Origin of the sequence: Methylosinus sp. R-45379, from assembly GCF_001644125.1 — a bacterium.
GTDB lineage: Bacteria > Pseudomonadota > Alphaproteobacteria > Rhizobiales > Beijerinckiaceae > Methylosinus.
Genome location: NZ_LUUM01000289.1, coordinates 1 through 23,236 on the forward strand (window position 1 = coordinate 1; position 23,236 = coordinate 23,236).

At 65.8% G+C, this 23,236-nt stretch carries 26 protein-coding genes and 1 pseudogene; 14 read left to right on the top strand and 13 right to left on the bottom strand.

Translation table 11 applies throughout. The features are described from left to right. Nucleotides 1-575: pseudogene (locus A1351_RS20110) on the top strand (cell division protein FtsH); the annotation flags it as partial. 70 nt (nucleotides 576-645) lie between these two features. Here A1351_RS20110 and A1351_RS24945 read toward each other — a convergent pair. The 3 genes from A1351_RS24945 to arsC all read right to left on the bottom strand — a co-directional run bounded on the left by A1351_RS24945 (nucleotide 646) and on the right by arsC (nucleotide 1,593). After that, the gene (locus tag A1351_RS24945; protein WP_157096409.1) at nucleotides 646-792 is read right to left on the bottom strand and encodes a hypothetical protein; all 147 of its coding nucleotides are present in this window, start codon (nucleotides 790-792) and stop codon (nucleotides 646-648) included. A 109-nt stretch (nucleotides 793-901) separates the two neighbouring features. After that, on the bottom strand, nucleotides 902-1,234 hold the full coding sequence (locus A1351_RS20115; protein WP_026598430.1) for a YnfA family protein: 333 nt from the start codon (nucleotides 1,232-1,234) through the stop codon (nucleotides 902-904). Nucleotides 1,235-1,242: 8 nt separating this feature from the next. After that, nucleotides 1,243-1,593 carry an arsenate reductase (glutaredoxin) gene (arsC, locus tag A1351_RS20120; protein WP_024879621.1) on the bottom strand — a complete coding sequence of 117 codons (351 nt, stop codon included), beginning with the start codon at nucleotides 1,591-1,593 and terminating at the stop codon, nucleotides 1,243-1,245. Nucleotides 1,594-1,890: 297 nt separating this feature from the next. Here arsC and glmM point away from each other — a divergent pair, with 297 nt between their 5' ends. From glmM to A1351_RS20155, 7 genes are all read left to right on the top strand, one after another. Next, nucleotides 1,891-3,240 carry a phosphoglucosamine mutase gene (glmM, locus tag A1351_RS20125; protein WP_024879620.1) on the top strand — a complete coding sequence of 450 codons (1,350 nt, stop codon included), beginning with the start codon at nucleotides 1,891-1,893 and terminating at the stop codon, nucleotides 3,238-3,240. 192 nt (nucleotides 3,241-3,432) lie between these two features. Beyond that, on the top strand, nucleotides 3,433-4,290 hold the full coding sequence (locus A1351_RS20130; RefSeq protein ID WP_024879619.1) for an outer membrane protein: 858 nt from the start codon (nucleotides 3,433-3,435) through the stop codon (nucleotides 4,288-4,290). A 141-nt stretch (nucleotides 4,291-4,431) separates the two neighbouring features. Continuing rightward, nucleotides 4,432-6,006 carry an exodeoxyribonuclease VII large subunit gene (gene xseA / locus A1351_RS20135; protein ID WP_064033767.1) on the top strand — a complete coding sequence of 525 codons (1,575 nt, stop codon included), beginning with the start codon at nucleotides 4,432-4,434 and terminating at the stop codon, nucleotides 6,004-6,006. Between the two features lie 101 nt (nucleotides 6,007-6,107). After that, the gene (locus A1351_RS20140) at nucleotides 6,108-6,587 is read left to right on the top strand and encodes a DUF2948 family protein (protein ID WP_024879617.1); all 480 of its coding nucleotides are present in this window, start codon (nucleotides 6,108-6,110) and stop codon (nucleotides 6,585-6,587) included. A gap of 28 nt (nucleotides 6,588-6,615) precedes the next feature. Further along, nucleotides 6,616-7,917: a histidinol dehydrogenase gene (gene hisD / locus A1351_RS20145; protein ID WP_064033777.1), complete on the top strand. Its 1,302-nt coding sequence runs from the start codon at nucleotides 6,616-6,618 to the stop codon at nucleotides 7,915-7,917. Then, complete coding sequence (locus tag A1351_RS20150) at nucleotides 7,874-8,398, top strand: UPF0262 family protein (RefSeq protein WP_253203546.1); 525 nt, start codon at nucleotides 7,874-7,876, stop codon at nucleotides 8,396-8,398. The genes hisD and A1351_RS20150 overlap by 44 nt, the downstream gene beginning before the upstream one ends. Nucleotides 8,399-8,402: 4 nt before the next feature. After that, nucleotides 8,403-8,861 carry a low molecular weight phosphatase family protein gene (locus A1351_RS20155; protein ID WP_024879614.1) on the top strand — a complete coding sequence of 153 codons (459 nt, stop codon included), beginning with the start codon at nucleotides 8,403-8,405 and terminating at the stop codon, nucleotides 8,859-8,861. A gap of 99 nt (nucleotides 8,862-8,960) precedes the next feature. On the opposite strand, the gene A1351_RS20160 is transcribed toward A1351_RS20155, so the two are convergent. Beyond that, the gene (locus tag A1351_RS20160) at nucleotides 8,961-9,371 is read right to left on the bottom strand and encodes an MAPEG family protein (protein WP_051465397.1); all 411 of its coding nucleotides are present in this window, start codon (nucleotides 9,369-9,371) and stop codon (nucleotides 8,961-8,963) included. Nucleotides 9,372-9,499: 128 nt separating this feature from the next. Between A1351_RS20160 and A1351_RS24155 the strand changes: the two genes are divergently transcribed. Continuing rightward, a complete protein-coding gene (locus A1351_RS24155) occupies nucleotides 9,500-9,946 on the top strand; it encodes a helix-turn-helix domain-containing protein (RefSeq protein WP_134188239.1) in 447 nt (148 codons plus the stop codon). On the opposite strand, the gene A1351_RS20165 is transcribed toward A1351_RS24155, so the two are convergent. Further along, nucleotides 9,831-10,997, bottom strand: a complete 1,167-nt coding sequence (locus tag A1351_RS20165; RefSeq protein WP_064033768.1) for an amidase — start codon at nucleotides 10,995-10,997, stop codon at nucleotides 9,831-9,833. The two genes, A1351_RS24155 and A1351_RS20165, sit on opposite strands and share 116 nt — an antisense overlap. A gap of 130 nt (nucleotides 10,998-11,127) precedes the next feature. Here A1351_RS20165 and A1351_RS20170 point away from each other — a divergent pair, with 130 nt between their 5' ends. Beyond that, nucleotides 11,128-11,826 (top strand): aquaporin, encoded by a 699-nt coding sequence (locus A1351_RS20170; protein WP_024879610.1) that lies wholly within the window; start codon nucleotides 11,128-11,130, stop codon nucleotides 11,824-11,826. Nucleotides 11,827-11,909: 83 nt separating this feature from the next. Then, nucleotides 11,910-12,716 (top strand): cyclase family protein, encoded by an 807-nt coding sequence (locus tag A1351_RS20175; protein WP_024879609.1) that lies wholly within the window; start codon nucleotides 11,910-11,912, stop codon nucleotides 12,714-12,716. A 7-nt stretch (nucleotides 12,717-12,723) separates the two neighbouring features. Here A1351_RS20175 and A1351_RS20180 read toward each other — a convergent pair whose 3' ends face one another. Both A1351_RS20180 and A1351_RS20185 read right to left on the bottom strand, forming a co-directional pair. Beyond that, the gene (locus tag A1351_RS20180) at nucleotides 12,724-13,314 is read right to left on the bottom strand and encodes a biliverdin-producing heme oxygenase (RefSeq protein WP_024879608.1); all 591 of its coding nucleotides are present in this window, start codon (nucleotides 13,312-13,314) and stop codon (nucleotides 12,724-12,726) included. Further along, a complete protein-coding gene (locus A1351_RS20185) occupies nucleotides 13,311-15,920 on the bottom strand; it encodes an HWE histidine kinase domain-containing protein (protein ID WP_024879607.1) in 2,610 nt (869 codons plus the stop codon). The genes A1351_RS20180 and A1351_RS20185 overlap by 4 nt, the downstream gene beginning before the upstream one ends. Nucleotides 15,921-16,080: 160 nt before the next feature. Here A1351_RS20185 and A1351_RS20190 point away from each other — a divergent pair, with 160 nt between their 5' ends. Then, nucleotides 16,081-16,575 (top strand): hypothetical protein, encoded by a 495-nt coding sequence (locus A1351_RS20190; protein ID WP_024879606.1) that lies wholly within the window; start codon nucleotides 16,081-16,083, stop codon nucleotides 16,573-16,575. Here the strand turns inward: A1351_RS20190 and A1351_RS20195 are convergent. The 6 genes from A1351_RS20195 to A1351_RS20220 all read right to left on the bottom strand — a co-directional run bounded on the left by A1351_RS20195 (nucleotide 16,526) and on the right by A1351_RS20220 (nucleotide 21,601). Further along, nucleotides 16,526-16,939 carry a hypothetical protein gene (locus tag A1351_RS20195; RefSeq protein WP_026598416.1) on the bottom strand — a complete coding sequence of 138 codons (414 nt, stop codon included), beginning with the start codon at nucleotides 16,937-16,939 and terminating at the stop codon, nucleotides 16,526-16,528. The two genes, A1351_RS20190 and A1351_RS20195, sit on opposite strands and share 50 nt — an antisense overlap. 241 nt (nucleotides 16,940-17,180) lie before the next feature. Continuing rightward, nucleotides 17,181-17,642: an SRPBCC domain-containing protein gene (locus A1351_RS20200; protein ID WP_064033769.1), complete on the bottom strand. Its 462-nt coding sequence runs from the start codon at nucleotides 17,640-17,642 to the stop codon at nucleotides 17,181-17,183. A 60-nt stretch (nucleotides 17,643-17,702) separates the two neighbouring features. Further along, a complete protein-coding gene (locus A1351_RS20205) occupies nucleotides 17,703-18,041 on the bottom strand; it encodes a Rieske 2Fe-2S domain-containing protein (RefSeq protein WP_024879603.1) in 339 nt (112 codons plus the stop codon). 208 nt (nucleotides 18,042-18,249) lie between these two features. Beyond that, nucleotides 18,250-19,098, bottom strand: a complete 849-nt coding sequence (locus A1351_RS20210) for a bifunctional 5,10-methylenetetrahydrofolate dehydrogenase/5,10-methenyltetrahydrofolate cyclohydrolase (protein WP_024879602.1) — start codon at nucleotides 19,096-19,098, stop codon at nucleotides 18,250-18,252. Nucleotides 19,099-19,179: 81 nt separating this feature from the next. Continuing rightward, a complete protein-coding gene (locus tag A1351_RS20215) occupies nucleotides 19,180-20,343 on the bottom strand; it encodes a cupin domain-containing protein (RefSeq protein WP_024879601.1) in 1,164 nt (387 codons plus the stop codon). Nucleotides 20,344-20,413: 70 nt separating this feature from the next. After that, entirely contained in the window at nucleotides 20,414-21,601 is a 1,188-nt protein-coding gene (locus A1351_RS20220; RefSeq protein ID WP_024879600.1) for a cupin domain-containing protein, read from the bottom strand. A 122-nt stretch (nucleotides 21,602-21,723) separates the two neighbouring features. Between A1351_RS20220 and A1351_RS20225 the strand changes: the two genes are divergently transcribed. Together A1351_RS20225 and A1351_RS20230 are read left to right on the top strand one after the other, a co-directional pair. Beyond that, nucleotides 21,724-22,596 carry a LysR family transcriptional regulator gene (locus tag A1351_RS20225; RefSeq protein WP_036308775.1) on the top strand — a complete coding sequence of 291 codons (873 nt, stop codon included), beginning with the start codon at nucleotides 21,724-21,726 and terminating at the stop codon, nucleotides 22,594-22,596. A gap of 285 nt (nucleotides 22,597-22,881) precedes the next feature. Next, a complete protein-coding gene (locus tag A1351_RS20230) occupies nucleotides 22,882-23,202 on the top strand; it encodes a hypothetical protein (protein WP_024879598.1) in 321 nt (106 codons plus the stop codon). Nucleotides 23,203-23,236 lie beyond the last annotated feature (34 nt).

Genomic DNA, 23,236 nt, shown 5'->3' on the forward strand with positions numbered 1-23,236 from the left:
AGGGCCTGCCGGAGCGCGACCAGATCTCGCAGAGCTATGAGCAGCTCATCGCCATGCTCGCATTGGCGATGGGCGGGCGCGTGGCGGAAGAGCTGGTGTTCGGCCACGACAAGGTGACGTCGGGCGCGGCGAGCGACATTCAGCAATGCACGCGCATCGCGCGGGCGATGGTGACGCAGCTCGGATTCTCCGACAAGCTCGGCACAGTGGCCTATGCCGAGCCGCAGCAGGAGCAGTTCCTCGGCTATTCGATGGGCCGCACGCAGACGCTCTCCGAGGCGACGCAGCAGACGATCGACTCGGAGGTGCGGCGTCTGGTGCAGGAAGGCTATGACGACGCCAAGCGCATCCTCACCGAGAAGCGCGCCGACCTCGACGTGCTGGCCAATGGCCTGCTGGAGTTCGAGACGCTGACCGGCGAGGAGCTGATCGGCCTGCTGCAAGGGAAGCGCCCCGTGCGCGAGGATCTGCCGCCGGCCGCGCCGCCGGCCCGCCCCTCGCCGGTGCCGTCGACGGGCCGCACCCGGCCTTCGCCGGAGCCGGACGCGGGCGGTCTGGAGCCGCATCCGGTGTGATCGAAGCGGGTTCGAATTGGAAAAGCCCGGCCCCAAAAGGGCCGGGCTTTTTTGTCGACGGCCATGTTTTTCAGAACACGGCGCTATAGAAGGCCCTCGCCCCCAGACGCTGCTCGGCCTGCCAACGCATTCTGCGCCGTCTCGAAATATGCTCCCGGAAAGTGTAGCCCGCCCAGAAGCCGCAGCCGATCGAAACAAGTACCACGAACAAATCCATGATGGCGTCTCCGCTACGCACGCGAACGAATCACGAGGCGGACTCTAACTGCCGGCAACCGGGAGTTCATCATCGTGATTCCGCGCAATCAATGAGATAGCGTCTCATACTATCCAGCACGCGGGCCGAGGAGGATCAACGCCGCCCCCGCGAGGCAGAACGCCGCGCCGGCGACGTCCCAGCGATCCGGCCACACGCCTTCCACGGTCCACAGCCAGAGCAGCGAGGCGGCGATATAGACGCCGCCATAGGCGGCATAGGCGCGGCCGGCCGCCTCCGCCTCGACGCGCGTGAGCAAAAACGCGAAAGCAAAGAGCGACAGCGCGCCCGGCGCGAGCCAGAGCGGCGATTTGCCGAGCCGCGCCCAGGCCCAGAAGGCGAAGCAGCCGCCGATCTCGGCGAAGGCGGCGCCGATATAGGCGAGGAACGTCGCCGCGCCGATCGGACCGCTCACGCGAGCAGCGCTTCGACCGCCTCCGGCGGGCGGCACAGCACGGCCTTGTCGCCGATGACGACGATCGGCCGCTCGATCAAAATCGGATTCTTCTCGATCGCGTCGAAAATCGCCTCGTCCTTCACCGAAGGATCGCCGAGGCCGAGCTCCTCATAGGGCGTGCCGCGCTTGCGCAGTATGTCCCTCACGCCCTTGCCCATCTGCTTCAGCACCGCCTTCAGCGTCTTTCGGTCCGGCGGCGTTTTCAGATATTGCACGATCTCGGGCTCGAGCCCGGCCTCCTTCAGCCGCGCCAGCACCTTGCGAGACGTGCCGCAGGCGGGATTATGATAGATGACGACCTTCATCGAGCCCCCCGGATCATGTTAGCTTGCACGAACATAGCCCCGTCCGCTCGCAGAGCGAAGCGGCGGCGCGGCGCGTTCCGGGCCGCGTTCGGGAATACGCATTAACCACAGGACGCGAAAGGCGATGGAAGCGGCCAGTATGGATGACGATATTTCTTCATATCCTTTTCCGATCATGCCCGCAGGGTCGGCGTTTGGACCGAAAACGCCCACAATCTCGAGGTCGAGTTGGCGCGGCGGCGACTCTCGCGCCTTTCGGGCGTCGCCGCCCCGCCGTTTCCCGGAGAACGACAAGCAATGACGCGCAGCTATTTCGGCACCGACGGCATTCGCGGACGCGCCAATCAGAAGATCACGCCCGAGCTCGCCCTCAAGGTCGGCCAGGCCGCCGGCCTCGTCTTCAATCGTGACAGCGAGAGGCGCCACCGCGTCGTCATCGGCAAGGACACGCGGCTCTCCGGCTATATGATCGAATATGCGCTGGTCGCCGGCTTCACCTCCGTCGGCATGGAGGTGCTGCTGCTCGGCCCCATGCCGACGCCGGCCGTCGCCATGCTGACGCGCTCCATGCGCGCCGATCTCGGCGTGATGATCTCGGCCTCGCACAATCTCTACGAGGACAATGGCATCAAGCTGTTCGGCCCGGACGCCTATAAGCTCTCCGATGAGACCGAGGCGGAGATCGAGAAGCTGCTCGACCGCGATCTGACCAGCCGGCTCGCCGGGCCGCACGAGCTCGGCCGCGCCAAGCGCGTCGAGGATGTGCGCGCCCGCTATATCGAATACGCCAAGCGCACGCTGCCGCGGAACATGAGCTTCGAGGGGATGCGCGTCGTGCTCGATTGCGCCAATGGCGCCGCCTATAAGGTCGCGCCGGAAGCGCTGTGGGAGCTCGGCGCCGAGGTCATCACCATCGGCGACCAGCCAGACGGCTTCAACATCAATCGCGACGTCGGCTCGACCGCCCCGCAAGCGCTACGCGACAAGGTGCGCGAGATGCGCGCCGATGTCGGCATAGCGCTCGACGGCGACGCCGATCGCGTCATCATGGTCGACGAGCTCGGCCATGTGATCGACGGCGATCAGCTGATGGCGGTGGTCGCGCGCAGCTGGCGCGACGAGGGGCTGCTCGCCAAGCCCGGCGTCGTCGCGACCATCATGTCCAATCTCGGCTTCGAGCGCCATTTGCAGGGGCTCGGCTTGAATCTCGAGCGCACCGCCGTCGGAGACCGCTATGTGATCGAGCGCATGCGCGAGCTCGGTTACAATCTCGGCGGCGAGCAATCGGGCCATGTGATCCTCTCCGATTACGGCACCACCGGCGACGGCCTCGTCACCGCCATGCAGGCGCTCGCCGCGGTGAAGAAGCTGAATCGCAATGTGAGCGAAGTGTGCCGCTGCTTCGAGCCGCTGCCGCAAGTGCTCAAAAATGTGCGGGCGCGCGGCGCGCGTTCGCTGGAGCAGGCGCCCGTCGTCGCGGCGATCGAGGCGGGCCGCCGCCGCCTCGAGGGCTCGGGCCGTCTCGTCATCCGCCCCTCGGGCACAGAGCCGGTCATTCGCGTGATGGGCGAAGGCGACGATCCGGAGATCGTCGGCAGCGTCGTGGACGATATTTGCGACGCGCTCACGCGGGCGGAGGCGGCGTGACGTTTCGAGCGAGTAGCGAGTAGGGAGTAGCCGATTTGCTATTCGCTACTCGCTATTCGCCACCTGCAGCTCACGTAGGTACATCGCCAGTAAGGTTAACTCCACTTTAAGCGTTCTCGCTCAATCTTCCTTCACATTGGCGTAGCGCCAAGGGTCCGCGCCGCGGTCCTCTATCGTGAAGGGAAGACATAAATGGGCAAGACGAGAGCCCTCTTCATAGCGGCCGCGTTCGCTTCCGCCATGACAATGACCACGGGCGCATTCGCCGCCGATCTGCTGCTGCCGCCGCCTCCGCCGATCGTGGAGCCGCCGCCGCCCGCCGATTTCGGCGGCTGGTATCTGCGCGGCGACGTCGGCGTCGGCATCAATCAGATTTCCGATCTGCGCTCGACCTTCAGTCCGACCGTGACGGTGATCGCCCCGCAATTCGAGCAGCGTTCGATCGGCGACAGCGCCTTCATCGGCGCCGGCGTCGGCTATCAGTTCAACAGCTGGTTTCGCGCCGATGTAACCGGCGAATATCGCACCGCCTCCAATTATCGCTCGACGCAAAGCTACACCGACATTTGGACCGCCAATTGCGGATTCGTCGGCGCGCGCTGCCAGGATATCTACAATGCGCAGCATCGCGCGGCCGTCTTTCTCGCCAATGGCTATGTCGATCTCGGAACCTGGTGGGGCATAACGCCCTATGTCGGCGGCGGCGTCGGCGTCGCCGTGAACTGGCTCGACAATCTCACCGATTACGGACCCCAGACCGGCGGCTATGGCGCCGCCCGGGATTCGAGCCGCGCCAATTTCGCCTGGGCCGTCGGCGCGGGCCTCGCCTATAGCGTCACGCCCAATTTCAAGGTCGAGCTCGGCTATCGCTATCTCGACATGGGCAGGTTCCAGACCAATGTGATCGGCTGCGCCGCCGCCGGCTGCGCGGGCGAGCGCCAGTATTTCGACGTCTCCTCGCACGACATTCGCCTCGGCTTCCGCTACGCGCTGATGGCGCCGCCGCCGATGCTGATGGCGCCTCCTGGCCCGCTGGTCCGCAAATACTGATCGGAAGCGCTTCTCCGAAGCCTTAGGGCGCGCGGCTCGCGAGAGCCTCGCGCCTTTTCTTTTTGCGGAAGCCCGCGCAATCCTCTGGACGAGGGCCGAGGCCCCCTCGCGAGACGGCGCAAAATCGGCCATATCTCCCTCATGGCCAAGCGTCCCGCCAAATCCCCCGCCCCAGAGGCCGACGATCCCGCCCCGCCGATCGCCGCCGGGCCGAATGTGCCGGAGCTCTCCGTCTCCGAGCTCGCCAATGCCCTGAAGCGCACGGTGGAGGATCGCTTCGGCCATGTGCGCGTGCGCGGCGAGATCACCAATTATCGGGGACCGCATTCCTCCGGCCATGTCTATTTCAGCCTCAAGGACCAGAACGCCCGCCTCGACGCCGTGATCTGGAAGATGACCTTCCTGCGCCTGCGCGTGAAGCCGCAGGAGGGGCTCGAGGTCGTCGCCACCGGCAAGATCAGCACGTTTCCGGGCAAATCCTCCTATCAGATCGTCATCGAGACGCTGGAGCCGGCCGGCGCCGGCGCGCTGATGGCGCTGCTGGATGAGCGGCGCAAGCGCCTCGCCGCCGAGGGGCTGTTCGACGCCGAGCGCAAAAAGCCCCTGCCCTTTCTGCCCCTCGTCGTGGGCGTCGTCACCTCGCCGACCGGCGCGGTGATTCGCGATATTCTGCACCGGCTGCTGGATCGTTTTCCGCGCCGCGTGCTGGTCTGGCCGGTGCGTGTGCAGGGCGAGACCTGCGCCGCAGAGGTCGCCGCGGCGATAGATGGCTTCAACGCTCTGCCCGTGGGCGGGGCAATTCCGCGGCCGGATGTGCTGATCGTCGCGCGCGGCGGCGGCTCGCTCGAGGATTTGTTCGGCTTCAATGAGGAAATCGTGGTGCGCGCGGCGGCGGCGAGCGCCATTCCGCTGGTCTCGGCGATCGGCCATGAGACCGACACCACGCTCATCGATTTCGTCGCCGATCTGCGCGCCCCCACGCCCACGGGCGCGGCGGAAAAATGCGTGCCGGTGCGCGCCGAGCTAGTGGAGCATACGGCGACGCTCGCCCGCCGCCTCGCCGGGGCGGAGCGGCGGCTTCTGGACGCCAATCGCCGGCAGCTCGCCTCTCTGCAGCGCGTGCTGCCGGCGGGGGCGCAATTGCTGCTCGCGCCCGCCCAGCGCGCCGATCGCGCCGGCGAGCGGCTGCGCGGCAATCTGCGCCGCGCGCTGGACGGCCGCCGCCTCGCGCTCTCGCGCGTCTCCCATGTGCTGGCCCGCCATTCGCCGCAGGCGGAGCTGGCGCGCGCCTCCGAGCGGCTGAAGGGCCTCCAGGCGCGCCTGCGGCAGGGCCTCGCCGCCCGCCTCGCCCTCTCCCGCCGAGAGGCCGAAGGCGCGCAAAGGCGCCTCGACCATGCCGAGCAGCGGCTGCGCTCGGCCTTCATCCGCATCCTCGACGAGCGGAAGGCGCGGCTCGACCGGCTCGACCAGCTGCGCATGACGCTCGGCTATGAGCAGGTGCTGGCGCGCGGCTTCGCTCTGGTGCGCGACGAGACGGGCGCGCTGCTGCGGCAGGCGTCGGACGTCGCGCCGGGCCAAAGGCTGGATGTGCAATTTTCCGACGGCCATGTCGCCGCGCAGGCGGATGGGGATGCGCCGCCTCCCGCTCCGGCCCCTGCCGCACGGCCGAAGCGCGGAAAAGACAAGGGCGGCGGCGACCAGGGGTCACTCTTTTGAAACCACGCGGCAAACTTCCACTCGGCGTCCGCCATCGCCTCAGCGGCGCGGTTGCGCAGCGAAACGGCGCTCGCCATATGCTCGAACAGGAGGCCCACTCCATGTTCAAGCGCTCGTCATCGCCACAGTCCGATGGTCTGAGGCTCCAGGCAATGGACGCCGAGGACCTCTCCTGCCTCTCCGCTTTGCTTCAGGACGCGCTGGTCCGCGTCGGCGACATCGCCTTTCTGCCCGAGCAGCGGCGCTTCGCCTTTCTCGGCTGCCGCTATGATTGGGCCGCCGCCGAGCAGGGCAAACGCGAGCGCTGCCATTCCGGCGTCCATTTCGACGGGGTGCGGCGGGTGCGCCAGCTCAAAATCCCCCGCGCCGAGCCCGAAGCGATTTTGGATCTTCTTGCCGTCACTTTCGAGCCCGCCGTCGAGCCGCCGGGGGGCGTCGTCACGCTGGTTTTCGCCGGCGGCGCGGCGATTTCGCTCGATGTGGAATGCGTCGAGGCCCGCCTCCAGGACCTCGGACCGCGCTGGGCCGCGAAGGCCTGTCCGTCACATGAGCTTGACGAAGACGGCGAGGGAGGGTCATGACAACCGGAAATACCGGTTGGAGAAGAACATGACTTGGCGATTGGATGCGTCGGCGGCGGATTTCGAGGAGCGCTTCACCGCGCTGCTGGCGACGAAGCGCGAGGCCGCCCAGGACGTCGACGACACCGTCCGCGGCATTATCGAGGATGTGGCCGCCCGCGGCGACGAGGCGCTCATCGATTATTCCAAGCGCTTCGACCATATCGACCTCGCGCAGACCGGCATCGCCCTGACGAAAGCGGAAATCGACGCGGCCGAGGCCAAGGTGCCGAAGGAGACGCTGGCCGCCCTCGATCTCGCCCACGCCCGCATCAAAGCCTTCCACGAGCGCCAGCGGCCGCAGGACCTGCGCTATAAGGACGAGGCCGGCGTCGAGCTCGGCTGGCGCTGGAGCGCGCTCGAATCGGTCGGCCTCTATGTGCCGGGCGGCACCGCCTCCTACCCCTCCTCCGTGCTGATGAACGCCGTGCCGGCCAAGGTGGCCGGCGTCGATCGGCTGGTGATGGTGGTCCCCGCCCCGCATGGGGTGATCGACCCGCTGGTGCTGGCCGCCGCCAAGCGCGCCGGCGTCGACGAGGTCTATCGCGTCGGCGGCGCGCAGGCCGTCGCTGCGCTGGCCTATGGCACCAAGACCATTCGCCCCGTGGCCAAGATCGTCGGCCCCGGCAACGCCTGGGTTGCGGCCGCCAAGCGCCGCGTCTTCGGCCTCGTCGGCATCGACATGATCGCCGGCCCCTCGGAAATTCTCGTGCTCGCCGATAAGACCGCCAATCCCGATTGGGTGGCGATCGATCTGCTCGCCCAGGCGGAGCACGACGAATCGGCGCAGTCGATCCTCATCACCGACGATCCTTCCTTCGCCGAGGCGACCGCCGCCGCCGTGGAGCGCCAGCTGGCGACGCTCTCGCGCTTCGAGATCGCCTCCAAGAGCTGGCGCGACTATGGCGCGATCATTGTGACCAAGAGCCTCGCCGACTCCATTCCGCTCGCCGACCGCATCGCCGCCGAGCATTTGGAGATCGTCTCGGAAGACGCCGAGGAATTAGCGGCGAAGGTGCGCAACGCCGGCGCCATCTTCATCGGCGCCTATACGCCCGAGGCGATCGGCGATTATGTCGGCGGCTCCAATCACGTTCTGCCGACGGCGCGCTCGGCGCGATTCTCGTCGGGCCTCAGCGTGCTGGATTTCGTGAAGCGCACGTCGATCCTGAAATGCGACGCCGCCTCGCTGAAGGAGATCGGCCCCGCCGCCGTCGCTCTCGGCGACGCCGAGCGGCTTCAGGCGCATGCGCGCTCTGTGGCCGTGCGCCTCGATCAGCGCGGGGCGTGAGGTGTCGACAAGCGCGACCAAGCGGCTGATCTCCGTCACGCTCGATGAGGCATCCATCGGGCGCGGCACGGCGGATCAGGAGCATGAGCGCGCCATCGCCATCTATGATCTCATCGAGGACAACAGCTTCGCGCTGGAAGGGCATGACGGCGGGCCTTACGCCCTCGTCATCGCCCTGCATGACGCCAAGCTCGTCTTCGACGTGCGCGACGAAGCCGGCGCCACGATCGTCACGCATATTTTGTCGCTGACGCCCTTCAAGCGCCTGCTGAAAGATTATTTTCTGGTTTGCGAGACCTATTACGCCGCGATCCGCACCGCGACGCCGAGCCGGATCGAGGCGATCGACATGGGCCGGCGCGGGCTGCACAATGAAGGTGCGGCCCTGCTCGCCGAACGGCTGAAGGGCAAGATCGACTGCGACTCGGACACCGCGCGCCGCCTCTTCACGCTGGTCACGGCCCTGCATTGGAAGGGCTGAGCCCATGCCGGAGGGAGGCGGACCCCTATCGCGGCCGAGCGCCGTGCTGTTCGCCTGCACGCAGAACGCCGTTCGCTCGCCCATGGCGGAGGCGCTGGGGCGTCACTATTTCGGCCGCGAGATCTATTTCGCCTCCGCAGGGCTGAAGCGCGGCGAGAGCGACCCTTTCGCCATAGCCGCGATGGACGAGATCGGCGTCGACATCTCCCGCCACAAGCCGCACACTTTCGAGGATTTGGAAGATTCCAACTTCGATCTCATCGTCACTTTGTCGCCGGAATCGCATCACAAGGCGCTGGAATTCACGCGCGCTATGGCGGTCGATGTCGTCTATTGGCCGACGCTCGACGCCACCGCGACCAGCGGCTCGCGCGAGACGATCATGGAGTCCTATCGCGCCGTGCGGGATTCGCTGTCGAAACGCATTTTGAAGCTGCTGTCGGTGGAGCATGGATCGGATTGAGGCCGCCAAAAAAAGCGGTCATCGCGAGCGAAGCGAAGCGATCCAGGGGCCGCCCGACGACTCTGGATTGCTTCGCTCCGCTCGCAATGACGGGAAATGTCACCCACGCGCCAGAACAGCGAAGAGCAGCGTGAGCTGACAGAAGAAGCCGATGAGGAACATCGGCGTGCGCACCCACGGCAGGCCCAGCGTGTAGACGACATAATGCGCCGCGCGCGAGGCGAAGAACAAGAGCGCAGCGAGCGCCGTCGCCGACGTGCCGCCGCCGATGATCTGAATCGTCAATGCGAGCACGGCGAAGACGACGAGATTTTCGATCATATTCGTATGGGCGCTCTTGGCGCGCTGCGCCCAGGGCGCCTTGGTGGCGACGTCATGCAACGGATCGCGGAAGGCCTCGATCGGTCCCAGCTGCAAAATGCGCTGTAGAATATAGGGAATCCACAAGACCGAGGCGAGGCCGGCGGTCAGCACGGTCCAATAGAGTTCGGGAGAAATTGCGTTGGTCATAGCGTGTCGCGCTCCTCTAGGATCAAAGACGACGCGAAGGTAGCGGAACGCTTTTCATTGGTGAAGTACGCAGAAATTTCGCATATACTGACATATGCCGCCCATACAGCAATATTGGATACCAACCCATGCGCAAGCAGCGCCACGTAGAATATGACGAATGCCCGATCGAGGGCGCGATGGATATCATCGGCGGCAAATGGAAGCCGTCGATCCTGTTCCGTCTCGCCGATGGAACCAAGCGCTTTTCCGAATTGCAGCGGCTGCTGAAAACGATCACGCAGCGCACGCTCACGCAGCAATTGCGCGATCTCGAGCGCGATCGCATGATCTCGCGCCACGTCTATGCAGAAGTGCCGCCGCGCGTGGAATACAGCCTCACCGAGCGCGGCCGCTCGCTGGAGCCGGTGCTGGCGCTCTTGTTCCGCTGGGGCGTCGACAATGTGCTGGCGGAAAAGGCTACAGCCCCGAAAGTCCCCGCGCCGCGGCGATCAGCCGACGGTCCGACCAGCGCGGGCCGATCAACGAAATCGCGAGCGGCGGCGCGCCCGCGGGCCGCGAAAGCGGAACGCTGATCTGCGGCAGGCCGAAGAAGCTGGCGAAGAGAAAGGTGCGGAACATCTGATAGCGCTTGGCGTCGAGCGCTTCCTCGCTCTCGCCCAGCCGCGGCGAGACGAAAGGCGTCGTCGGAACGACGATGAGGCTGTTCTCGCCGAACATGGCCGCGACACGCGCGCGCCCATCGCGACGAAAAGCGTCGGCCTCGGCTTTGGCGGCAGGCGTCACTCTCGACGCCATGTCGAAACGCTCTGCAATGCCGGGACCGAATTGCGGCCGCGCGGCCGCGATCCAGGCGCCATGCGCGCCCCAGGCCTCATAGGCCTGGAGATTGCGGAAATGACGCAGCGACTCGGCCCAGAATTCCTCGCCCAGCGCCGCGTCTCGCTCGGAAAATCCTTGCGCGACGATGGCGCGCGCCGGCGCCATGGCGGCGGCGGTCTCGGCGTCGCATTGCGCGAAAGTCTCGTCGAGGAAGACAGCCTCGTCGAATGCGCCTTGCGTGAGATCGCGCGGCAGCAGCGCGTCGCCGACCCGCGCCATGAGATCGATATCGCGCGCGAACCAGCCGATGACGTCGAGCGAGGCGGCGAGCGGAACGACGCCATTCACGCAAATCGCGCCATGCGAGGAGCGAAATCCGTAAATTCCGCAAAAGGCCGCCGGCGCGCGGCAGGAGCCGGCCGTATCCGTGCCCAGCGCGAAATCGGCGAGGCCCGCCGCGACAGCCGCCGCCGAGCCGGAGGAGGAGCCGCCCGGATGGCGATCCGGCGCGGCGGGATTTACGGGCGTCCCGTAATGGGCGTTGGCGCCGAGCAGGCTATAGGCCATCTCGTCCATATGCGCCTTGCCGACCAGCCGCGCGCCGCAAGCGAGCAGCCGATCGACGACGGGCGCGTTCATCGCGGCGGGCGCATGAGTCGCCGCCCATGTCGGCTGACCATTGGCGGAGACGAGGCCCTCGACGTCGATGTTCTCCTTGACGACGAAGCGCGCGCCCGAAAGCGGCCCCTGCGCCGACGCCGAAACATCGAGCGAATGCGTCAGAGCGGAAGAAGAGCCCGACATTCCGTTTCCTCCCATCGAGCGCCGCGCGATTATTCATTTCCAGTTCATCGGCGATGCTGATTTTCGACGACGATCCGACTTTTACAAGATGCGGATTAGATTTTCACGAAATGACAGGTGCGGAATGACAATGAAGAAATATGTCGCCGAGGCGATCGGCGCAGGCGCTCTGGTGCTGCTCGGATGCGGCTCGGTGACGCTCGGCGAGCTCGGCGGCGTGCTGAGCTCGACGCAAGGGATCGGCCCGCTCGCCGTGCTGCCCATCGCCTTCGCCTTCGGCCTCACAGTGACGGCCTTCGCTTATGGCATAGGGCCGGTCTCGGGCTGCCACATCAATCCGGCGGTCTCGATCGGCGTCTGGTCCGCGGGGCGGCTCTCGACGCTCAATCTGATCGGCTACATCATCGCGCAATGTCTCGGAGCCATCGCGGGCGCGGCGATCCTCTACGCGATATTGAAAGGCCGCGAAGGCGGATATGACGTCGCCGTCGCCGGCCTCGGTCAGAATGGATGGAGCAATATTTCGACGACCTCGGCCTTTCTGGCGGAATTCGTCGGCACATTCCTGTTTCTGGTCGTCATCCTTGGCGCGACCTCGACCAATGGCGGCACCGCCTCGGCGGGCGTGGCCATCGGCCTCGCGCTCGTCGTCATCCATATCGCGCTCATTCGCGTGACGGGCACCTCCGTCAATCCGGCGCGCTCGCTCGGCCCGGCGGTGTTCGTCGGCGGCAAGGCGCTGGAACAGCTCTGGCTGTTCTTCGCGGCGCCGCTGCTCGGCGGGCTGACGGCCGGCCTGCTGTTCCGCTGGCGCAGCCTCGAGCCCTGACGGGATCGCTCCGGCCTCCACACGATTGAGCCGGAGCTTTCGCGCATGGCAGGATCGCTCCTCTTTCGCGAGGAGATCGATCGATGGCGCATCACCCGATCCGCGGCTTGGTCCTGGCCGCCGTTTTCTCAACCCTGATCGCGGCGCCGGCCTTCGGCCAGAGCCTCGATCTCTCCAAATCGACCATCGTCGATCTCACCCATTCCTTCGACGCCAAAACCATTTATTGGCCGACCTCGCCCTCGGGCTTCGAGCTCAAATCGCTGCACAACGGCCTCACCGAGCGCGGCTATTTCTATGCGGCGAACAGCTTCTGCTCGCCCGAGCATGGCGGCACGCATCTCGACGCGCCATTGCATTTCGCTCGAGGCCATTGGACCAGCGCCGAAATTCCCGTCGATCGCTTCGTCGGGCCGGCCTTCGTCATCGATGTGAGCGCCAAGGCCGCCGCCGATCCAGATTACACGCTGACGCCGGAAGACATCGCCGAATGGGAGGGAGCGCATGGGCGCATTCCGCAAGGCACGATCGTGCTGCTGCGCACCGGCTGGAGCGCGCGCTGGAGCGACCGCAAGGCCTATCTCGGCGATGATACGCCCGGCGACGCCACGCATCTGCATTTCCCCGGCTATGGCGCGCAGGCGGCGGCGCTGCTCGTCGTCGATCGCCGCGCCAAGCTCATCGGCATAGATACGGCGAGCGTCGATAATGGGCCGTCGCAGGATTTTCTGGTGCATCGAATCGTCGCCGGCGCCGACGCCGCCGGGCTCGAGAATCTCGACAATCTCGACAAATTGCCGGCGACCGGCGCCATTGTCTTCGCTCTGCCGATGAAGATTTCCGGCGGCACAGGCGGGCCGGCGCGCATCGTCGCCGTCGTGGCGCAATGAACCGCGTCTATTCCTGATCGGCGAGCCAATGCTCGAGCGCGTGAAAGCTCGCCTGCGCGCCGTCGATCATCGCCGGCAGCAGGCCGCGCGCCGCGCCCGCCTCCAGCGCCGCGCAGCAGAGGCGCCAATCCTCCGTCTCGCCGCCGGAGAGGAAGCGTCGGCCGCGCGCGCACCCTGCGCCGAGCAGCGGATCGAGCGCGGCGGCGAGAAAGGCCGCGCCGAGGCTCGATCCTTCGCGCACATAGAGCGCGCCGAGCCACTCGCCCGGCCCGCCGAGCGCCGGCGCTTCGGCCAGGGGCAGATGCGCGATGAATTCGCCGCTCGCGCCGAGATCGAAAAGATCGCGCGTGAGGAGATGCGCGCGGGCGTCGATGCGCAGATCGACGCCATGTCCGAGCGCGGCCTCGATCAGGGCGCGCTCGAACGGCAGATGAAATCCGTAGAGCCGCGCCAGCAAACGCATATATTGCGACGACGCGATCCGTCCCGCGGCGAGCGCCGCCAGCGTGGGATGCGCATGCAGCCGCAGATGCGCCGCCCGTGTCGCGTTGCGCAGCGCCGCTCGCGCCGGCGAGACGATCTCGCCCGCGGCGCTCACGCGCGCGACGCCTGCCGCCGCGAGGCCGCGCGTGTCGAGGCCTCTTGCGTCATTGCGCGCGAGAGAGCGCCCACCAGCTTCTCCGGCGCATAGGGCTTGGTGACGACGGGACGGCCGGCGAAGCGCGCGGGCGTCACGATGCGGCTCTCGAAGCCCGTGGTGAAGACGAAAGGGACATGCGCCTGGGCCAGCGCATCGGCGACCGGCCATACCGGCTCGCCGTCCAGATCTATGTCGAGCAGAGCGACGTCGAAATCGGGCCGCAGCGCCGCGCGCAGGCCGTCCCAGACAGTGGCGCAGCTATGCGTGATCTCCATACCCCATTCCTCCAGCAGCTCGCGGACGGAGAGCGCGACGAGCGCGGCGTCCTCGACCAGCAGAACGCGGCGATGCGACAGGGCTCGCGGGGGCGGCTCGCAGGCGCTTCCGCCTTGCGACTGCTTCTCCCTCTCGCGCGGCCCCTTGGCGAAGGCGATCTGCGAGACAGGAATGCGCAAGCGGCATTGGACGCCGCTCGCGGCGAAGCTCAGCTCCGCCGCGCCGCCGAGATCGATCGCCAGCGTGCGCTCGATCAGCATGCGCCCGAAGCCGGAGCGCTCCGGCGGCGCGACCTTCGGGCCTTTGCTCTCCTTCCAGCTCAGCTCGACGTTCTCCGCGCCCTTCTCGCGGCGACGGCGCCAATCGATGCGCACCATGCCGCCCGGCGTGGAGAGCGCGCCATATTTGGCGGCGTTGGTGGCGAGCTCGTGGATCGCCATGCTGACGGCGAGCGCCGCCTTGGGCTTCAAGGCGATCGGCTCGCCGCTGATATGGCAGGCGTTCTCCGCCGCCTGGCGAAAGGGCGCGAGCTCGTCCTCGACGATGGCGCGGATCGACAGGCCTTCCCATCGGCTCTGCGTGAGCAGATTTTGCACGCGCGCCATCATCAGCAGCCGGCTCTGCAATGTCGCGTTGAACTCCTCGAGCGAAGCGGAGGAGCGCGCCGTGAAGCGCACCAGCGACTGAATCACCGAGAGCGTGTTCTTCACGCGATGCTCGAGCTCGGCCATCAGAAAATCCTGACGCGCCTGCGCCGTCTGCCGCTCGCGCAGGGCGAGATCGAGCGCATGGACGAAGACCTCGAGGATCGACGAGCGCAGCGAACGCGCGATCTCGATTTCCGTGTCGCTCCAGGCGCGCGATTGCAGACGCGCCGTCTCCTCCCAGGCCTCGAAGGAGGCGCGCGGCGTCAGCGTCTCGCCATCCGCCTCCACCGCCTTGGCCGGATTGCCAGCCCAGCGCACGACCTGCCGCAGCTCGCCGCGGAAGAACAGCACATAGTCCTTCGGCGCGCGCGAGACGGCGATGGCGAGCACGCCGGAGGCGACGTCGCAATAGGCTTCCGCCGGCGCATAGGAGAGCGGCAGGCGGTCGGTCGCGAGCACGCCCTGCTGCGCATGCTCGTGAATCCAGCCGACCAGCGCGCCAATCTGCGCGGCGGAAGGCGCGCGGCCGAGCGTCACGCATTCGCCATCGATGCAGACCGCGCAGCCGTCCGCCTCGATCAGATCGAGCAGATTGGGCTGTCCGCCGAGCAGCGCGCCGGCGAGGTCGCCGCGGCCGGACATGGCGCCGACGAGACGGCTCTGCACCTCGCCCGCGCGCATGCGCCGCTTTGACGTCTCACCCTCGAGACGGCTCTGAAACTCGAGCGAGATCATCTGCGCGAACAGCTCGCAGGCGGCGCGGCGGCGCAGATCGAGGAAATGCGGCGTGCGATGGTGACAGGCGACGAGACCGAACAGCTCGCCGCCGACGACGATCGACACGGACATGGAGGCGCGCACGCCCATATTGGCGAGATAGCGCAAATGCACGGGCGAGACGCTGCGCAAAATGCTGCAGCTGAGATCGAGCGGACGGCCGGTCGAAGGCGAGAGCGCCGGCTCTATCGGCGCCGGCGTGTAGCGCGCGTCCGGTATGAGACGCAGCCAATTGGTCACATAGAGCTTGCGCGCCTGCTGCGGAATGTCGGAGGCCGGAAAGCGCAGGCCGAGATAGGAATCGCAGCCCTCCGCCGCCGTCTCGGCGATGACGCTCCCCGAGTCGTCCGGCAGAAAGCGATAGACCATCACATGGTCGAAGCCGGTCGCCTTCGCCGTCTCCCGCGCAATGGCCTCGGCATAGGCCTCTATGGTCTCGGCGCACGCCGTCGCGGCGAGCATTTTTTGCACGAGCCCGAGCGGATCGCGCTCGACGTCGGCGCGGCGCGGCTCCAGCTCGATGAGGATGACGCCATCGCCTATATGGACGACGCCCTCGAGCGCGACCGCACCGTCGCTCGCCTCCGTCTCGAAGGCGAAGCAGGAGCGCGGCCCCTCGTCGGCGAGGATGCGCGTCAGCCGCGTCGCCGCCACCGCGCCGAGCCGCGCCTCCACATTCTGGCCGAGCAGAGCGCTATGCGAGGCGCCGAGCAGCGCCTGCGTGTCGCCCGCGATCTGGTCGATGCGCATATCGTCCGGATCGAGGGCCAGAAGCACGCCATGCGGCTGGATCGCACCCGGCGTATGGATCGGCTCCCGATCGCAAATCGATAGTTCGACGCTCTGCGGGACGTCTCCTGTCATCGCGTCGCCGCTCCAGCGTCATGTTTGCGATGGGCGGTCATATAAGGCCGGACGCCTCGGCCTGTAGGGGCGCCGGCGGCGCGTCTCACGGTGAATCAAAATTAACCATTGGTCCCTTAAGCTCCGCAACCATTGCCAGACCAAACAGGACTGAATTTCCATGCGCTTTCATGTCGGCCGCAATTATCGCGCGGACGGAGAGAGATTCCGTAAGGCCTCGCCGCAAACCGCCAGCGATCTCGTTCTGGCGGCGCGATCGGCCGCGCGCGCCGGCGAGCCCGCCGCGCCGCGCAAATCGCCGTTCGCGCGCGCCGTTCTCGTCACAGCGACGCTCGCCGCGCCGCTCTTCGCCGGACGCGCCTATCTCGACGCGACGCGAACCGAGCCGGCCGCGATCGCCGCCGAGGAGACCAGGCCGACGATTCGGCAGGTGGAATTGCAGCCGGTGGAATCGCATCCGGCTCCGCCTCTGCAAAAGGCGGAGCGCGCGGAAATCGATCTGATGGCCACCGGCTCGACGCCGCCCCGACAGGAGGCTGCGCCCACCGCCTCTGCGGCCGCTGCGCCTGCGCCCGCCAAGACGCGACGGGCGGCGAGCGGCTCCGTCAGCCGTTCGGCCAGAGAAATTTCGAGAAGCCCGGAATCGTATCGGTAATGGTCTGCAGCTTGGGGCGGCCGACCGCCTGCTCGGCGAGCACGAAGACCGCTTTGGCGAGCTTCTGCAGCTGCGCGGCGGAGAGGCCCATGCTGGTCAGCCGTGATGTCAGCTCGACCACGTCTTTCTGATTTTTCCCGACCAGAGCCCCGAGGCCGCCGAGCGCCAGCCCGAGCAGGCCACGGCGCGGCGCGGCGAGCGCCGCCTCGACCGTCTCGCGGCCGCCGGGAACGCGCGCGATCAGCTCCGCGCCGATGGCCGCGTCGCGCTTCTCCAGAAACGCGAAAATATGACCGATCGCGAGACGGGCGGTCGGCGCCGAAATGCCGACGTAATTGCCGATGGATGCGGCGATCTCCTCCATTTGCCCTCCGGTTCGTCGATGTGCGCGAGACGAGCGCCCGGCTTTTTAAGCTTTGACGTGGCGCTACGCCATAGCGGCGCGCAAGTCATCGACAGACGACAGCGCCGCCGGAGCCTCGGCCCCGGCGGCGCCGCATCGTCCAGAGCGCCGCGATCACGCAGTCACATTCAACGCGGGCCTGACGGGAACACGGCCGCCGGACGGCGGTCGCCGAGCCGGCGTGTCCGAGGCCGCCCGAAGATCAGGGCTCGTGCTCGAGGAGATCGGGAATGCGCTTGGCGAGGCTGCGCATCACGCTGTCCGCGCCTTTGAGCATGATGTCATAGAGCGCGTCGGAGGTCGGCTCGGTGGAGATGCCCTCCTGGATGAAGTGGAAATGCGTGCCGCCATCGGGCAGAGCGGAGATCGTCCAGGTGACGGTCACATCCATGTAATGACCGAATCCCTTGAGCTCCTCATGACCGCCCTTCCAGCGGAAGCTGAGCTTCTCGCCGGGGACGACCTCGAGCACCTTGCATTGGAACTCGCCATCCCAACGCTCGATCGGGCGGCTCCAAATGGTGAAGGAATGTCCGACCTCGGGCCGGATATCATTGGGGAAAAACCAGACGGCGAGCCATTCCGAATCCGTCATGGCGCGCCAGACTGCGTCGACCGGATGCTCGAAATCTTTCTCGGTCGTGATGTTTCGCGTCTCGGGCACGGCTGTCGCTCCTGTTTCAGAATTTGAAGCAACAACCCTGCCAAAATGCCGGGCGGCGGCTCACGCTGGCGCGCGCGCAACCTTGGCCGGGCCGAGATCGACCTGGATTTCGTCGCCCTCGATCTTCAGCTCATAAGGATGCAGGGCGTTGCGGACGAGATGCGTCACGCATTTGCCGTTGACGCTGTCGAAGCCCCAATTGTGATAATTGCAGAGCACGGTCTTGCCGTCGAAGCTCGCTTCGTCGAGCGGCATGTCGGCATGTGGACAACGGCCGCGAAAAGCCTTCAGCTCGCCGCCGGCCGGCCAGACCAGCAGGACGCTCTTGCGGCCGGCCTGAAAGAGGCCCATCGCCCCTTCGTTCACGGCGCTGGTGTTGCAGATAAAGGTGAACGCCATCGGGATCCCCCTCGTTTCAAGAAGCTTCCCGCCACGACACGCAAGTTGCGGACCAAAGACGTTCTCGGCGACGCCCCCTGCTCTCCCGGATGCGCACCTTCGAGCCTCGGAATGTTACCGTAAGCTCCCGGGCGGGATCGCAGGGCCGGCGCCATGCATATCAATGTGGCGCCGAATTTCTGTAAATGCATCGGACCGATTGTCGCAATCATTCTCCGGCATGCGCGATCAGCAGCAGAAGATTCTCCAATATGAGAACCGAGGTGAGAGGTCCGACGCCGCCAGGAACCGCCGTGAGGCGAATGTCGAGATCCTCGAGCGCCGCCGCTTCCACATCCCCCGCGAGCTTGCCGTCGATGAAGCCGACGCCGGCGTCGACGACGAGCTGGCCTTCCGAGAAATAGTCGCGCCCGAAGAAATGCGGACGCCCGGTCGCGACAAAGACGATATCCGCCGCGCGCGAGAATTTCGGAATGTCCGGCGTCGCCGAATGGCAGATCGTCACTGTGGCGCCGGCGTTGACCAGCATATTGGCGAGCGGCTTGCCCACCGTGCGGCCGCGGCCGATGACGGCGACGGTCTTGCCGGCGAGCTTCCCCTCCGTCTCCGCCATGGCGATACAGGCGCGCGGCGTCGCCGGCGCGATGAAGCGCTGATGCGGCCCGTTCTGCAGCAGCGCGCCGAGATTGCCGACCGAAAGCCCATCCGCGTCCTTATTCGCCGGAATGAGATTGGTCACGTCGATCTCATCGAATTCGGGCTTGGACGACATCACCACGATGACGCCGTGAATATCGGGGCGCGCGCAGAGATCGCGCATATGCGCGGCTATATCCGCATAGGAGCCGGCATGCGAGAGATCGACGCCCTCGAAAGCGGCGCCGACTTCCTCAGCGTGCTTGCGCTTGACGGCGACATAGCTCAGCGCCGCCGGATCGGACGAGCAGACCACGGCGGCGAGCTTGGGCGTGACGCCGCGCGCCTTCAGCGCGACGATCGCCTCCGTGAGCGCCGCCTTGCGGGCGGCGACGATCTCCTTGCTGTAGATTTTCTGCATAGGACACGCCTTTCACAGCGCCCGGCCCGGCTCCGCTATACTCCGAAAGCGACATAATCTATGCGCGGCCTTTCGACGCTGTCATGAGCGTGGTCTCCGCATCGCGTCGATCGTCGCGCCAGGCACGCCGGAGAAATTATTGGCGACCAGATGGCGCGGCGCAGCGCGCGCGAATTGATCGAGGTCGATCTCCTCGAAGGCGCCGCTGTTCCAGGTCTGGACGATCTCCAGCGGCTCGTCGCCTATGTTGCGAATGGCGTGGCCGAAGCCCTGCGGAATATAGGCGACGTCGCCGGGCCGAAATTCCGCGACCTTGCCACGTCCGCCGGAGCCGAAGATCGCGACCTGGCCTTTGCCGCGCAAATAATAATGCCATTCGTCGGCATTGACGTTCCAATGCAGCTTGCGCATCGCGCCGGGCTCCAGCGTCATGATCCCGCCGGACATTGTCGTCGAGGCCGGAAACTCCTTCGCCGTCGCCAGCCGTAAGCTCCCGCCGTCGAAATCGCGCGCGGCTTTCGTCTCGCGGGTCAGACGGAATCTGTGGGTCGACTCTTTCGGCCATGGCGCCTCGAGCGCATCTTCCGGACGCAGGATCGGACCTGCTTGAATGAAGGTCTCGCCTTTCGGGAAAGCGTCGAAAATATCCTTCGGAACGCCGAATTCCTGCGCGAGGAGATCCTTGGGCGTCAGATCGATCCAATCGGTGAGGGAGAAAGCGCTGGCGTCGGGCGTGAAGCGGCCGTCGTCGAAGACCAGCAAAATGTTGCAGGGCGCGTCGCCTATGGTCTGGATCGCATGGCCATGGCCCTTGGCGAAATACCAGAGATCGCCGGGCTCGAAATTATTGATCTCGCTCGCGCCGCTCGGATCGATGACAACGGTCTGGCAACGCCCGCCGAGCACCAGCGCCCATTCCGCCGCGGTGGCGTGCCAATGCAGTTCGCGCGAGCCGCCGGCGTCCAGAAAGGCGTGCACGCCGGCCATGCTATGCGCGATCGGAAACTCGCGCACCGAGACTTCCTTCGCCCAGCCGCCGGAGGCGACGCGCGGACGGCCGGCGTCGAGCGGAAAGCGAAACTCCATCGTCGCGCCGGGGGCGGTCGCCGCATGGGCCGCATGAGCCTCCGCGGCGTGAGCGGATTTGACGGTCAGCCGCTCAGCCGAGACGGCGACGGCGAGAGTCGAGAAATGGACCGCTCCCCAGGCGGCGATCTCGAGAAAATTGCGTCTATGGGCGAGCATGGGCCATCCATTCCATTCGCAAAAATGGCGAAGCGGCGAGCCGCGCACGGCTCGCCGTCTCGTCGAAGGATCAGCCGCGCTTCAATTGCGAGATGGTCGCCTCCGGCACGCCGGTGAAATTATTGCCGAGCAAATAGCGCGGGCTCGACTGCACCCATTTGTCGAGGTCGATCTCCTCGAATTTCGGATTGTCCCAGGTCTGGATGATCTCCAGATCCTCATCGCCTATGTTGCGGATCGCATGGCCGAAGCCCTGCGGAATATAGGCGACGTCGCCGGGTCCGAATTCGGCGACCTTGCCGCGCCCGCCGGAGCCGAAGATCGCGACCTGTCCCCTGCCCTTCAGATAATAGTGCCATTCATTGGCGTTCACGTTCCAATGCAGCTTGCGCAGCCCGTTGCGCGGCAGCGTCATTATTCCGCCGGACATGGTCTTTTGCGCCGGGAACTCGTCGATCGTCGCGAGGCGGAAGCTGCCGCCGTCGAAATCACGCGCGGCTTTCGGATCGCGCAGCAGGCGGAACTTATGCGTCGACTCCTTCGGCCAGGGCGCCTCCAGCGCATCCGAGGCCTTCAATATCGGGCCGGACTGAATATAGGCCTCGCCCTTGGGAAAAGCGTCGAACAGGTCTTTCGGCAGGCCGAATTCGAGGCCGAGCATTTCCTTCGGCGTCACATCGATCCAATCGGTGATGGAGAATGTGCCGTGCTCGGAGAAGGCGCCATTGTCGAAGGACAGGATGAAGTGACAGGGCTTGTCGCCGACCGTCTGGATCGAATGGCCATGGCCCTTGGCGAAATACCAGAGATCGCCGGGCTCGAAATTATTGATCTCGCTGGCGCCGCTCGGCTCGATCACGACGGTCTGGCAGCGCCCCTCTATGACGAAGGCCCATTCCGCCGCGATTGCGTGCCAATGCAATTCGCGCGAGGCGCCGGGCTCGAGATACATGTGAACGCCGGCGATGCCCTTGCTGATCGGGAATTGATGAACCGTCGCCTCCTTGGCCCAGCCGCCGGAAGTGACCTTCGGCTTATTGCCATCGAGCGAGAATTTGAAGTCCGGCATGGCCGCGACTTCTTTGGGATCGTGATAGGCGACGGCGTCGCCCGGCGGCAGTCCCACCGCCTGACGGCCGAAGCCGCCGTCGCCGGCCTTGGCGAGATATTTGTCGGTCGCCTCGGCGACGCTGGAGAATGTCACCAGCCCGCTCGCCAGAGCAGCGGAACCCAGGAAATCACGGCGGCTCTTGAACATTGTTTCCTCCTCCTGCCTCGCCTTCGAGGGCGAAGCGAAAATTTTTCTACAAAACCAAGTATCCGCAGAAGCGTTGCAAATCGGAATGGCCGATGATTAGATAACAGCTATCGAAAATTCCGATGGCTGCGCCAATGCTCGATCCGATCCATCTGCGCACTTTCGTCGCGATCACCGAGGTGAGGAGCTTCTCCGAGGCGGGACGTCAGCTCGGCCTCTCGCAATCGAGCGTCAGCGAGCATGTGAAGCGGCTCGAGCAATTCGCCGGGCAGAAGCTGTTCGAGCGCGACACGCATTCCAACGCGCTGACCGAGCATGGCCGCGCCATGCTGGAATTCGCGCGCTCCATCCTCGAGACCAACGCGCGCGCCAAACGGCATTTCGGGCAATCCTCCAAGCGGCGCGCGCTGCGTTTCGGCGCTTGCGAGGATCTCGCCATCGGCTGGCTCGGCGACATCATCCGGCCCTTCATGGAGGCGCATCCGGACGTCGATCTCGATTTCACCATCGCGCTCAGCAATCATCTGCTGACGGCCTTCGACGAAGGCCGGCTCGATCTCGTGCTGTGCAAGCGATGGCCGGATGGCGATCGGGGACGGCTCGTGTTCAGCGACCGCATCGTCTGGACAGCGGCGACGACGGAGCCGGTGTTTCGTCACGACGAGGCGCAGCTCGTGCTCTATCCGCCGCCGAGCATCACGCGCTTCATGGCGCTGACGGCGCTGGAGAAGGCCGCCGTTCCCTGGCGCATCGCCTGCACCAGCGGCGATCTCAACGGCCTCGCCACCGCGACCGGCATAGGCCTCGGCATGATGGCGCACGCCAGCACGCTGATCCCGCGCGGGCTGGCCGCCTGCGAGGAGGACGCGCGACTGCCGCCATTGGGATCGGTCGATTTCATCCAGATCGAGCGCAAGGCCGGGGACCGCAAATTGCTCGCCGAGCTGTCGCAGGCGATCGATCGAAAAGCCGCCGGCGCCTCGCGCAAATACTGATGCTACACAACTATAGATTGTATTTTATTCGCGCATGTCGCAAAACGGCGCAGTCGCTCGGGACGCCTCGCGTCTTTGATTTCGCGTAATTTTCGATATTTCCTCCATTTGTGGGATTTGGAGGCATAGCGCTTGCGTTAAGGTTAACGGGATAGAGCGCACGTTTCATTTTGAAATCGACAAACTCTCCATCCCTGTAAAAATATTTAGTATCTTCAACACCTTGAGAGGCTTGCGTTGTGGAGCTCTCGATCACCGCGCCAAAATGACACAGTGAAATAGACGATGAACAAGAAAAACGATCCATCGATCAATTATGATCCAAAGCAGGAGCCCGCCCGACGGCGTCCGCTCCCTTCCCATTCCGAAAACGAGGCCGCGAAGCAGCCGAGCAGCGAGCCGCTGGCGGATAAGCTCCGCCATGTCCGTGCGATCCTGCGCGCCGTCGAAGAATCACGCGAGCAGAATCTGACGACCAAGCGCCTCTTCGAGCCGACGGCGATCGACTGCCTCAAGCAGCTCGTCGAGGCGCTCGACAGAAACGAGGGCGTCGAAGCCGCCCTCGTCGATGCGCGAACGATATTGAAGACCGCCGGAATGGGCTGAACAAAACGAAAGACGCCGGGCCTATAGGCCCGGC

Bases quoted from the DNA above. Each gene is read 5' to 3' on its own strand.
- A1351_RS24945 (WP_157096409.1), bottom strand. From the start codon at position 792: ATGGATTTGTTCGTGGTACTTGTTTCGATCGGCTGCGGCTTCTGGGCG.
- arsC (WP_024879621.1), bottom strand. From the start codon at position 1,593: ATGAAGGTCGTCATCTATCATAATCCCGCCTGCGGCACGTCTCGCAAG.
- glmM (WP_024879620.1), top strand. From the start codon at position 1,891: ATGACGCGCAGCTATTTCGGCACCGACGGCATTCGCGGACGCGCCAAT.
- A1351_RS20130 (WP_024879619.1), top strand. From the start codon at position 3,433: ATGGGCAAGACGAGAGCCCTCTTCATAGCGGCCGCGTTCGCTTCCGCC.
- xseA (WP_064033767.1), top strand. From the start codon at position 4,432: ATGGCCAAGCGTCCCGCCAAATCCCCCGCCCCAGAGGCCGACGATCCC.
- A1351_RS20140 (WP_024879617.1), top strand. From the start codon at position 6,108: ATGTTCAAGCGCTCGTCATCGCCACAGTCCGATGGTCTGAGGCTCCAG.
- hisD (WP_064033777.1), top strand. From the start codon at position 6,616: ATGACTTGGCGATTGGATGCGTCGGCGGCGGATTTCGAGGAGCGCTTC.
- A1351_RS20150 (WP_253203546.1), top strand. From the start codon at position 7,874: ATGCGCGCTCTGTGGCCGTGCGCCTCGATCAGCGCGGGGCGTGAGGTG.
- A1351_RS20155 (WP_024879614.1), top strand. From the start codon at position 8,403: ATGCCGGAGGGAGGCGGACCCCTATCGCGGCCGAGCGCCGTGCTGTTC.
- A1351_RS20160 (WP_051465397.1), bottom strand. From the start codon at position 9,371: ATGACCAACGCAATTTCTCCCGAACTCTATTGGACCGTGCTGACCGCC.
- A1351_RS24155 (WP_134188239.1), top strand. From the start codon at position 9,500: ATGCGCAAGCAGCGCCACGTAGAATATGACGAATGCCCGATCGAGGGC.
- A1351_RS20165 (WP_064033768.1), bottom strand. From the start codon at position 10,997: ATGTCGGGCTCTTCTTCCGCTCTGACGCATTCGCTCGATGTTTCGGCG.
- A1351_RS20170 (WP_024879610.1), top strand. From the start codon at position 11,128: ATGAAGAAATATGTCGCCGAGGCGATCGGCGCAGGCGCTCTGGTGCTG.
- A1351_RS20175 (WP_024879609.1), top strand. From the start codon at position 11,910: ATGGCGCATCACCCGATCCGCGGCTTGGTCCTGGCCGCCGTTTTCTCA.
- A1351_RS20185 (WP_024879607.1), bottom strand. From the start codon at position 15,920: ATGACAGGAGACGTCCCGCAGAGCGTCGAACTATCGATTTGCGATCGG.
- A1351_RS20190 (WP_024879606.1), top strand. From the start codon at position 16,081: ATGCGCTTTCATGTCGGCCGCAATTATCGCGCGGACGGAGAGAGATTC.
- A1351_RS20195 (WP_026598416.1), bottom strand. From the start codon at position 16,939: ATGGAGGAGATCGCCGCATCCATCGGCAATTACGTCGGCATTTCGGCG.
- A1351_RS20205 (WP_024879603.1), bottom strand. From the start codon at position 18,041: ATGGCGTTCACCTTTATCTGCAACACCAGCGCCGTGAACGAAGGGGCG.
- A1351_RS20210 (WP_024879602.1), bottom strand. From the start codon at position 19,098: ATGCAGAAAATCTACAGCAAGGAGATCGTCGCCGCCCGCAAGGCGGCG.
- A1351_RS20215 (WP_024879601.1), bottom strand. From the start codon at position 20,343: ATGCTCGCCCATAGACGCAATTTTCTCGAGATCGCCGCCTGGGGAGCG.
- A1351_RS20220 (WP_024879600.1), bottom strand. From the start codon at position 21,601: ATGTTCAAGAGCCGCCGTGATTTCCTGGGTTCCGCTGCTCTGGCGAGC.
- A1351_RS20225 (WP_036308775.1), top strand. From the start codon at position 21,724: ATGGCTGCGCCAATGCTCGATCCGATCCATCTGCGCACTTTCGTCGCG.
- A1351_RS20230 (WP_024879598.1), top strand. From the start codon at position 22,882: ATGAACAAGAAAAACGATCCATCGATCAATTATGATCCAAAGCAGGAG.